11 protein-coding genes are annotated in these 10861 nt (G+C 38.6%); 8 read left to right on the top strand and 3 right to left on the bottom strand.

What is annotated here, in order from left to right:
• Positions 1-304 precede the first annotated feature (304 nt).
• Together F6K13_RS05225 and F6K13_RS05220 are read left to right on the top strand one after the other, a co-directional pair.
• Entirely contained in the window at positions 305-502 is a 198-nt protein-coding gene (locus tag F6K13_RS05225) for a hypothetical protein (RefSeq protein WP_124154284.1), read from the top strand.
• A 174-nt stretch (positions 503-676) separates the two neighbouring features.
• The gene (locus F6K13_RS05220; protein WP_287286957.1) at positions 677-1720 is read left to right on the top strand and encodes a DUF2207 domain-containing protein; all 1044 of its coding nucleotides are present in this window, start codon (positions 677-679) and stop codon (positions 1718-1720) included.
• Positions 1721-2009: 289 nt separating this feature from the next.
• Here the strand turns inward: F6K13_RS05220 and F6K13_RS05215 are convergent, their stop codons facing one another.
• A complete protein-coding gene (locus tag F6K13_RS05215) occupies positions 2010-2639 on the bottom strand; it encodes a TetR/AcrR family transcriptional regulator (RefSeq protein ID WP_287286956.1) in 630 nt (209 codons plus the stop codon).
• 855 nt (positions 2640-3494) lie between these two features.
• Here F6K13_RS05215 and F6K13_RS05210 point away from each other — a divergent pair.
• From F6K13_RS05210 to F6K13_RS05195, 4 genes are all read left to right on the top strand, one after another.
• Positions 3495-5096 (top strand): M16 family metallopeptidase, encoded by a 1602-nt coding sequence (locus tag F6K13_RS05210; RefSeq protein ID WP_375340654.1) that lies wholly within the window; start codon positions 3495-3497, stop codon positions 5094-5096.
• 361 nt (positions 5097-5457) lie between these two features.
• Complete coding sequence (locus F6K13_RS05205; protein WP_192901268.1) at positions 5458-6876, top strand: pitrilysin family protein; 1419 nt, start codon at positions 5458-5460, stop codon at positions 6874-6876.
• Between the two features lie 108 nt (positions 6877-6984).
• On the top strand, positions 6985-7299 hold the full coding sequence (locus F6K13_RS05200) for a hypothetical protein (RefSeq protein WP_124143724.1): 315 nt from the start codon (positions 6985-6987) through the stop codon (positions 7297-7299).
• A 15-nt stretch (positions 7300-7314) separates the two neighbouring features.
• Positions 7315-7797, top strand: coding sequence for a GxxExxY protein (locus tag F6K13_RS05195; RefSeq protein WP_124143725.1), 483 nt, complete (start codon positions 7315-7317; stop codon positions 7795-7797).
• A gap of 64 nt (positions 7798-7861) precedes the next feature.
• Here F6K13_RS05195 and F6K13_RS05190 read toward each other — a convergent pair whose 3' ends face one another.
• Together F6K13_RS05190 and F6K13_RS05185 are read right to left on the bottom strand one after the other, a co-directional pair.
• Positions 7862-8002 carry a hypothetical protein gene (locus F6K13_RS05190; RefSeq protein ID WP_161564371.1) on the bottom strand — a complete coding sequence of 47 codons (141 nt, stop codon included), beginning with the start codon at positions 8000-8002 and terminating at the stop codon, positions 7862-7864.
• A 48-nt stretch (positions 8003-8050) separates the two neighbouring features.
• Positions 8051-8878 (bottom strand): TIGR01548 family HAD-type hydrolase, encoded by an 828-nt coding sequence (locus tag F6K13_RS05185; RefSeq protein WP_124143726.1) that lies wholly within the window; start codon positions 8876-8878, stop codon positions 8051-8053.
• A 74-nt stretch (positions 8879-8952) separates the two neighbouring features.
• On the opposite strand from F6K13_RS05185, the gene F6K13_RS05180 reads away from it, so the two are divergent.
• Both F6K13_RS05180 and F6K13_RS05175 read left to right on the top strand, forming a co-directional pair.
• Positions 8953-9252 carry a 30S ribosomal protein PSRP-3 gene (locus tag F6K13_RS05180; RefSeq protein WP_124143727.1) on the top strand — a complete coding sequence of 100 codons (300 nt, stop codon included), beginning with the start codon at positions 8953-8955 and terminating at the stop codon, positions 9250-9252.
• Positions 9253-9360: 108 nt separating this feature from the next.
• Positions 9361-10434, top strand: a complete 1074-nt coding sequence (locus F6K13_RS05175; RefSeq protein ID WP_124143728.1) for a bifunctional 2-polyprenyl-6-hydroxyphenol methylase/3-demethylubiquinol 3-O-methyltransferase UbiG — start codon at positions 9361-9363, stop codon at positions 10432-10434.
• Positions 10435-10861: the final 427 nt, after the last annotated feature.

Below are 10861 nucleotides of genomic sequence, written 5' to 3'. Positions count from 1 at the left end.
TTTAAAATTTAAAGCTTCATCAACTAACTTCATTTTTATTATAGTCTCTGATGATTTGAACTTATGCACTTTTGAGAAATATTTTACAGAACTTGCATAAGTTCTCTCTGACAAGATCTAGTAGGTAATGAACAGACCACATCAATTAAGGTGAAACACGATAACTAACTTCATTTTTATTATAGTCTCTGATGATTTGAACTTATGTACTTTTGAGAAATATTTTACAGAACTTGCATAAGTTCTCTCTGACAAGAGCTAGTAGTTAATGAACAGACCACATCAATTAAGGTGAAACACGATTATGAAAATAGGTGAAATTTTAATCCGAAGACAATTAATTTCGCAAGTTCAACTAAACCAAGCAATAGACATTCAGACTTCATTGCATATGAAACTAGGAGAACTTTTAATGTTCCAAGGTTGGATCCAACCACAAAATTTAGAAGAAGCTTTAAATGAACAATATTGGAGGGAAAATGGTTATTGGATAATTGACTAAGCATCAATTTAAGATTAACAATTTCTCTACTTATCAAGGAATAATTATGATTTTTCAGACTTATTGATCTCTGAAATATTGTATTTATGCAAATATTGTGGAGATCAATACACTGAATTTTATTTTGTCTTGATTTGCAACCAAAGTTTTCACTTCGACTCAGGAAAAGAAAAAATGAATGAATTACCAGTTTTGATTGAACCATACTCTCAAAAAAAATCCCGATTTAAACTACGAAAAATATTAACTTTTTTGGTAGCAATATTGATTGGTTTATCTCCAGCATTACAAACCATTGCTCAGGGAACTTCTCCTTTTTACTGGGATTTTATCAATGTTGAAATAGATGTGCAAAAAAATGGAGATATGCTGGTCAGCGAAACCCAGAAATATGTATTCACCCAACCCCATACAAACCAACGATATCGATATATTCCACTCGATAAAGTAGATAAAATTACTGATGTTACAGTTTGGGAAAATCAGGAACAGATTCCTAGCAAAACTGGAATCAAAAATAACCAGATATGGATTAAATGGCAACATCAACTCAATGCTCCTGAAGCACATACTTTTGTATTGAAATATCGAGTAATTGGTGGTTTACATATTAATGATAGTGGAGATAAGGTTTACTGGAAAGCAATATTTGCTAACCGGAGTGCTGTGATTAAGAATGCCAAAATAATAGTCCGACTGCCAGAAGTTTTATCAGAACAAATTCAAACATATAAAAGTTTTGGATTTCCTGCAAAAGCTAAAAAAATTAATTCAACAACTGTAGAATTTGTAGCTCAAAAACCGATTCCACCGCAACAAGAAATAGAAGTGATGGTGCTATTCCCTCATGATATTCTTGATATTTCAAAACCTAATTGGCAGCCCATTCAAGCACTTAGTTCTCTTTTTTCAGAATTATTAGATAACTTATATTTGGCATTGACATTTATTAGAGATATCGCCCCAATATTGGTATTGGGGGCATTGGGATTGTTTTTATTCATCGTTTTGGTTAGTCATAGTAGTCATAGTAGTCATCGTAGTCATCGTAGCGGTAGTAGCGGTAGTAGCTACGGTGGTGGCGACTGTGGCGGCTTTGGCGGCGGTGGCGACGGTGGCGACGGTGGCGACGGTGGCGACGGTGGCGGTGGTGGCGACTTTGGCGGCGGTGGTGACTGTGGTGGTGGTGATGGTGGTGGCGGCGGTGGTGGTGAATAGTATCAGTTAAACAATTGAAACTACTATCCCCTACAATTTAGCTACAAAACCAGACCTAAGATTTTCACTTCTCGAAGCCATTTGAATATAAGTAGGTAGGCGCGAATCAACCTCACTATAATAACTAAATGTTGGTGCACCTCATGACCTTGAGATTCTTTCCTTCCACTAGATGCCAGTTGCAATGACGTAGTTGTCAATTTTCCCACCTAAGACTGTAGGGACGTTCCATGGAACGTCCCTACAATGGTTTCACAAAAGACTGATAATTGGTGGAGTTCTCCAATACCTAATATTTACCGCCTTCTTCAGAGGCCAAAACACCATTCAGGAAAATATCAGCTAATCCCTCTGCCATTTCTTGCATTGCTTGGGGAGAAGCATCTGGTTCTAATAATGTTTTTTGGCTAAAACCCGCGATCGCAAACATTCCTAAAAATACCCGTGCCACAAGTTTCGGATTCATCTGACGATATACACCCCGCTCCATTGCTGTTGCAAAAAAAGCCTCCGCCACGTCCGTCATTTTTTCAATAACTTCCGATTGAATTTTATCTCTCAATTCTGGATGAAATTGTGCTTCCAAAAAACAGACTTTCATCATATCTGCATTGCGACTAATATTTAACATCCGGCGACGCATCACTTGTGCCACAGCTTTATAACTAGACATCTCACTTAATTCTGTCAATAAATCTGTGAGAATTTCAACCCAACCTTCCGTAGCTAACTCAATCAAAATCGCTTTTTTATTAGTAAAATGACGAAACAAAGTACCCTCTGCAACTCCTGCCTTCTTTGCCAAATCGCGAATTGTAGTACCATCATATCCAGATTTAGCAAACAACTTTTGAGCTGCTTGTAATATCTTAGTTCGTGTCTGTATTTCCGAAGTTGGTAACTTAGTTAAAACTTTCATAATAGTTAAAATTTTTATTTTACTTTAATCAGTTGTAGCGTTATGATTTAGCAATTTAAGCATTAATTAACAAAGATTTTAGGTAGTGGTGCATTAGACCTCTGGTGAAAAAGATATAGATTTTTTGCAGGAGTAGGCAACAGACAACAGGCAACAGGCAACAGGTAAGATATTTTTACGAAAAAGGATTTTTTATGGTAAATTTTTCTTTCCTTAGCTGATCTAATTAAAAGGTTTCTTTATTTTCCACCAGATGTCTATTGTAATGGTATAGCTAGTGGGAGCATCTTGCTCCCGTTCTAGGTGTTGCTTGTCTCCACTTACCATTACGACTGCTGGACTACCAGATTTTATACATATTTAGGAAAAAAAAGATTTACAGCAGATTTCATCAGGCGTGAGGTATAGCAATGAGCGCTGGTATATTTACAAATTGCAGGAGAGGCCAAATAGCTAAAAGTCTTATATTATCGGCAATTTCTTCCCCCTGTTGCCTGTTGCCTGTTGCCTGTTGCCTGCGCACAGCGCTATATACCCTTCGCGGGCAAGATCCCGCACTGGGAACATTCCGTCGTTAATATTTTTACCTCATATACGACCGAATCTGCTGTAATTTTAATTTCACGAGTATAATCGAAAAACTTGCATCCCACACCAATATTCCTAAAATCTCATACTTGAGAATATAATTCTAATTGTCACCTAATCATAAATTCAATTAGTTAATGGATTTTACCTATGCAGATATGTCCAAATAACATTGCTATGCGGAGGTCAAAATTTCAAATACTTAGAGGTAAGCTCATACCAACAATAGAACTATTTACAGAATTAAATTTTTATTTCCAAATATTTATGCAAACTTTCTTACCAGCTTGGTGTAAAAAAATAATTAGTGCTAGCTTTGAATTGGCCAAACTAAAAAAACGATCGCTCAACTTATGTGTTTGCTTAATTACCATAAGTTTGTTTTGGTTTGGTTTTCCCGCAAATACGGCCTTAGCACGGGAATCTACTCCCGACCAAAAAATATCAATTAAGCCTTACCTAGACCGAGTAATTAAAAAAGTAACAGAATTTCGCCTCGACAATGGCATGAAATTCATCGTATTGGAAAGACATAATGCCCCCGTTATATCTTTTTCTATTTATGCTGATGTTGGTGGGGCGAACGAACCAGACGGTCAAACAGGTGTGGCCCATTACCTAGAACATCTAGCTTTTAAAGGCACAAAAAAAATCGGTACAAAAGATTATCAAGCTGAAAAACAAACTTTAGAGAAACTAGATAAGATATTTGCAGAAATTCAAACAGCTAGTGCTAATCAAAAAACCGAACAAGTCACTCAACTTTTAGCAAAATTTGAGGCAACTCAAAAGCAGGCATCTGAATATGTAAATCAAAATGAATTCTCCAAAATAGTCAAACAAGCAGGAGGAGTAGGAATGAATGCTGCCACCTCAGCAGACTACACCCTATACTTCTACAGTTTACCTGCCAATAAACTAGAATTATGGATGTCTCTGGAGTCAGAAAGATTTCTGGAACCAGTATTTAGAGAATTTTATAAAGAAAAACAAGTAATTCTGGAAGAGAGGCGATCGCGCACAGAAAATTCACCCGTTGCCCAACTGTTGGAAAAATTTTTAAGTAAAGCTTTCCAAGTTCATCCTTACCGTCGCCCTGTCATTGGTTATCAAGAAGATATCGAAAATTTAAGCAGAGAAAACGTGCGCGACTTTTTTGATACACATTATGTTCCCAGTAACTTAACAGTAGGGATAGTTGGAGATGTCGATCCCAAAGAAGTCAAAAAATTAGCAAAAATTTATTTCGGTCGCTACGAAACTAAAGAAAAACCACCACAACTTAATATTGTCGAACCTCCCCAAACTGAACCAGGGGAAGTAACAATGAAATTGCAATCCCAACCTTGGTATATAGAAGGTTATCACCGACCTGCAACGAATCATCCCGACAATGTAATTTATCAAATGATAACTAGCATCTTGAGTGATGGTCGTACTTCTCGCCTCTATCAGTCATTAGTCGAGAAACAGCGAATAGCCCTGGTAGCAAGAGGAACAGGTGGTTATCCAGGAGATAAATATCCACATCTGATGCTATTTTATACTATGACTGCTCCCAATAGTAATGTAGATGAAGTCGGAGCAGCTTTGCAGACAGAAATTGAAAAACTGAAAACAGAGCCAGTTTCTCAGCAAGAATTAGAAAGGGTGAAAACTCAAGCACGGGCAGGTTTATTGCGCTCTCTCGATTCTAATACAGGAATGGCTTCTGCTCTCTTGAGCTACGAAGTTAAAACTGGTTCGTGGCAAAATCTATTTAAAGAGTTAGATGCCATTAATGCAGTAACGATAGAAGATATTATGCGTGTGGCTCAAAAAACTTTTGTTGCCGAAAACCGTACTATTGGCAGACTACTTCCCAAGTGAAGTCAAAATTCAAAATTCAAAAGTCAAAAGTGAAGTCAAAAATTAAAAGTCAAAAGTCAAAAGTTAAAAGTTCAGGACTTACGCAAAGGCACTATATATAGAGTCTTGGTGTGTTACGCTAGCGCTAACACACCCTACTAGACTGACACGCCTAAAAATGTAGGTTGGGTTGAACGGCAGTGAAACCCAACAAAAGCTTGCTTACGTTGGGTTTCGGTTCCTCAACCCTACCTACGTCTGTTCCCTGTTCCCTGTTCCCTATTCCCTATTCCCTTTCATACCAAAACAAACAATGTTTTCTAACTACAAAAGGAAAATTACTAGATCCAAAATTTTCATCACAGCATTTTTAGCCGTAGTAATGCTGTTAGCTATTTTAGGGCAAATACCAGCCATAGCTCTAACTCCAGCCAAACATTATACCGAACTGGAATTTCCCCCACTACCAGAATTAGAAATACCAGAGTACACTCGCTTTCAACTTGATAATGGCATCGTTGTCTATCTCATGGAAGACCATGAATTACCCCTCATAGGTGGTAGAGCAATATTCCGGACAGGTTCAAGATTTGAACCAGAAAATAAAGCAGGGTTAGCAGACTTAACTGGTACTGTTATGCGTACAGGTGGTACAAGTAAACATTCCCCTGACAAAATAAATCAAATACTCGAACAAAAAGCAGCAGTAGTAGAAACAAGTATCGGCGGTACTGCTGGTAGTGCCAGATTTAGTTGTCTCACTGAAGACTTGACAGAAGTATTTGGATTATTTACCGAAGTAATTCGCGAACCCGTATTTGCTCCAGCAAAGCTAGAGTTTTACAAACAACAATGGCAAGGTGCAATTGCTCGTCGGAATGACGACCCTGAATCTATTGTTGGTCGTGAGTTCCAAAAATTGATTTATGGAGCACAAAGTCCTTATGCTCGAAACGTTGAATATGAAACCCTCAACAACATTTCCCAGGAAGATTTAATTGATTTCTATGCTAAATATTTCCATCCTGAGAATATAATTTTGGGAGTAGTAGGAGATTTTCAGACAAAACAGATGCGATCGCTCATTACAGAAAAATTTGGCAATTGGCAACCAAGCATTAAAGCAGTGAAACCTCCCCTACCAAATGTTAGTCAAGCTCAAGTCGGTGATATGTTTTTTATTGACCAACCTCAGCTAACTCAAAGTTATGTACAAATGGGTCACTTAGGCGGAAAATTAGATAATCCTGATTATACAGCTTTGAGTGTAATGAATGAGGTACTTAATGGTTTGGGGGGACGCTTGTTTAATAATATTCGATCGCGTCAAGGTTTAGCTTATTCAGTTTCTGCTTATTGGAGTCCTAACTATGATTATCCAGGAGTATTTATAGCTGGGGGTGAAACACGTTCGGATGCAACTGTACCATTTATCAAATCTGTTAATGAAGAAATTGAACGTATTCGCACTCAACCTATTACAAAAGAAGAACTGACCCATGCTAAAGATTCAACTCTCAACTCATTTATTTTCAACTTTCAAGATCCAGCTCAAACTTTATCCCGTTTGATGAGATATGAATATTATGATTATCCTAAAGATTTTATTTTCCGTTATCGTCAGGAAATAGAAAATATTACCGTTGAGGATGTGCAAAGAGTAGCTCAAAAATATTTGCAACCAGACAAAATTGTAACTTTAGTGGTTGGTAATAAAGAAGCAATTCAACCACCTCTGAGTAGTCTCGGAAACGATCTTAAAATTACTTCAATAGATATCACAATTCCAGAACCTAGTTAATTGAAGTAGGGAGTTGAGACTCAACCCCATCCTCTGTCAGACACTGATGATGCCACGGCAGACACTGATGATGCCACGGATACAGGGATAAAAAAGATGATGTCACGGATGTCAGACACTGATGATGCCACAGATACAGGGATAAAAAAGATGATGTCACGGATGTCAGACACTGATGATGCCACGGATACAGGGATAAAAAAGATGATGTCACGGATGTCAGACACTGGTGATGCCACAGATACAGGGATAAAGATGATGCCACGGATGCCAGACACTGATGATGCCACAGATACAGGGATAAAGATGATGCCACGGATACACGGATCTAAAGATTGGCTAATCTGTATATCCGTGGCCAAATCCTGGTCTAGCTATAGGGGTTGGAGGTTATGCCAAAATAGTTTTAGATTTTTTTCTTGATCTGAAGGTGCAAATATGAGAGGTAGAGTCAAAGCAGTACATGAGGATTTAACCTATAAGATTATTGGGGCAGCTATGACTGTTCATAATAAGTTGGGGCCTGGTTATCGGGAAGAAATTTATCAGCGATCGCTTGAACAACAGTTAACAAATGAGGGAGTTGGTTTTAAACCTCAAGAAAAATTGCCTATTTATGAATCGGATAATTTGTTGGGCTTTTATATTCCTGATTTCATTGTTGAGGAAGAGGTTATTTTAGAAATCAAGGCTTTTGCAACTTTGCATCAAAAGTATTTAGGCCAAGTGATTACTTATCTCAATCACACAGGTTTGTCTATTGGTTTATTGATTAATTTTGGCGATCGGAGTTTGCGGTTTCGGCGGGTATTTCCCTCTCCTTCCGCTCTCAAGTATCCTCGCAATTATCAATGGATTTATGTCCCTGACTGGTTGAAGGCACAAAAGCAGCAACAGCAGTGGGATGATCTTCCTTTTTAAGGTGTCACTGCCATCCCCATTGCTAGACCAGGATTTGGCCACAGATGTACGGATTCACCAATCTTTATCCGTTCTTTATCCGTGTATCCGTGCCATAATCAGTGTCTGGCAATGGTTGAAATTTGCTCCCCACACCTCCCACACCTCCCACACCTCCCACACCTCCCACACCTCCTACACCTCCCACACCTCCCACACCTCCCACACTCTCCCTCTATTTTTAAATAGATCCCATAAGGGTTCTATACAGTGTTTACAATTGCTTAGGGTTTGAGTCCCCATCCACTTCTTCCTTCTTCAACAAAGCGCGAGCGATCGCTTCTTCAGACAATTCTTCAATATTACTCAAAACCACCTTTGCCCCTGCCTCCAATAGTTTTGCACTATAAGTCTCTCGCCTTGTCTGACTTTCCTGCACATGGGGAGGCAACACACCCACCCCTATCCAATTTCTCGACGGCATCGCTAGACGAGCATTCTCCACCGTATACATATCTCCCACTGTATCGCCAGCATAAATCACAGGTAGATTTTCAGCTAAACCATTCTGTTTTTCCAATGTCTCCAATACTGCAAATAACCCCGTGGGGTCAGGTTTTCCTGGTCCATCCTCCATCGCCACTACTACAGGAGAACTCAACCCTAACTTACCTTCCAAAACATAAGCAGCTTCTGCGCGCATTGCCCCACTAAAAAATCCCCAAAAAAATCCTGCTGCTGTCAATCTCTGAAAATAATCAGAACTCACTAACAACGGTTCCGTACAAATATAACCAGTCCAATTATCTTCATGTGGACCTCGATAACGAGACTGAAAAAAAGCCACTAACTTTTGATAATCTAAACCAACATCCTCTCTTTTTTGACCTTGGCCTTCAAAATACCGATAAATTAACTCTCGCGAAGCCTCCCAGTCATTATTCCAAACTCCCTCAGATTTTAGTTGGTCAATATCTGTCAAAGTGGGGCAAAAAGCGCCGGATGTAAAATGCTCTACCGTATCCGCGATCGCCCGTCGATAAGACCCTCCAACATTCCGAATTACACCATCAATATCAAAAACTAAAATTGCTTTGTCCATCACTCAATTTCCGTGGTAAGATTAAATATTGTGCAAAGTTTTGAAATAAGCCTAATATTGGCTCTGGAGGTAAATTGTCCAAATTTATACTTAAAGTAGTTTGGTTAGAAGATAATGTAGCACTTGCGGTAGATCAAGTGGTAGGAAATGGTACTAGCCCCTTAACTTGTTACTTTTTCTGGCCTCGTAATGATGCTTGGGAAGAATTAAGAAAAGAAATAGAAGCCAAACATTGGATTAATGAATCAGACCGGGTCGATCTTCTCAATCAAGCTACTGAGATAATTAACTACTGGCAAGAAGAGGGAAGAAGACGGCCAATGACAGAAGTTCAATCAAAATTTCCAGAAATAGTTTTTACAGGGACTAATTAGAAGTTAAAAGTAAAAATTAACTTCAGACTTCCTTCTTCAACAATAGTTAGTTGATGTCAATAATATTATACTAAACTGTCAAAAAATTAATTAAAGCAGAATCTGCTGATGAACCAGGAACAGACATTATTCATAAGTGACCAACTGCCACTTGTAACTTCTCCAGCTATTCTCAAAAAAGCTGTTATATATAAGCTTGATAGCTATATTTCAGGAGGTGGTGAGTTGGCATTTCCATGTCTGCCTGGTATGCTTGAGCATTACATAAATATTGTAGAAAGCTTATTTTCTCACCTGGGTAGACCAATGCCCAAGGAAAGACAACTACAATTGCGTCAAATGATAGAAAGGAAGTTGGCAGAGGGGTTTAATATTTCTACAAGTTCAATATTAGTTATTCAGTATGAATTAGTGAAGCCTCCCAAAAAAGGTATGGCTTGCCAAGTAACTGTTCGTAGCCCAACTTTAGAGGAACAGTACAAGTCTTGGGTAGAGAAGAGAAAGCCTCCCTTGTTTGGTTCTCACCCTGATGCTAGAGTATTAGCAACTGTGGCAGAATTTCGTAAAAACACTTCATTAAAAATATTAGATGTGGGTGGGGGAACGGGTAGGAATGCTTTACCTTTGGCACGAAAAGGTCATTCTGTAGATGTTTTAGAGTTAACGCCTGCTTTTATTGAACAGTTGCAAACAGCGATCGCTACAGAAAATTTATCTATGAATGTGGTTAAGGGAGATATTCTCGACCCACTGACACGAATGCAGCCAGCTTTTTATCAGTTGTCGATCGCCACAGAAGTAGTATCTCATTTTCGCGATGTAGAGCAACTGCGGTTATTTCTAGCAAAAATGTCTGATTTTATTTGTCCTGGTGGTATGCTTCTGTTCAATATATTTTTAACCGTAGATGGGTATGTACCGGATGAGTTAGTCCGAGAGATGGCACAGTTATCTTGGTCGAGTTTGTTCACTGCTAAGGAGTTTGCCACAGCGATGCATGGTTTACCCTTAGCGATCGTTTCTAATGAGTTAGTTATAGAATATGAACGTCAACATCTGCCTCAAACAGCTTGGCCTCCTACAAGTTGGTTTGAAAGTTGGGCGACTGGTAGAGATATATTTCCTCTAGCTAATGCTAGACCACCTGTAGAGTTGAGGTGGATATTATGTCGGCGAATGTAGTCATTTCAGTTATCAGTTATCAGTTATCAGCACCTTCTGTAATAAGGAGGCTTGAAAATATGGAATCTTCTTTTCTCTTGGTCTGATGGATATGGCTCCCAGACCTCGCCATCCCACCCTACGGGAAGCTCCGAAGATCGACCGCTTTTTATCCTCTGAAAAGGGGAAGCTTTAGACCACAATTTTTCGGTAAGCGAAACTGTACAAATACTTACTACCAAAATCAATAGGACTTGATCTAAATAAAGTATTTCAGGGTATCAAAAAAAATAGCTTCCTCAAGTAGAAGAAGCTGAAACTAATTACAACACACAAACCAATAAAATAATCATTAACGAACAAGTTAATACTTAATTTATCCATCTATAACATTAGAGGCATTTTCGGTTTTTTTATTGAAAGTCCCGATAAAGTTCCTGACAAGTTT

The organism is Okeania sp. SIO2B9, assembly GCF_010672505.1.
GTDB lineage: Bacteria > Cyanobacteriota > Cyanobacteriia > Cyanobacteriales > Microcoleaceae > Okeania > Okeania hirsuta.
This window is presented reverse-complemented; position numbering and strand designations above follow the sequence as displayed.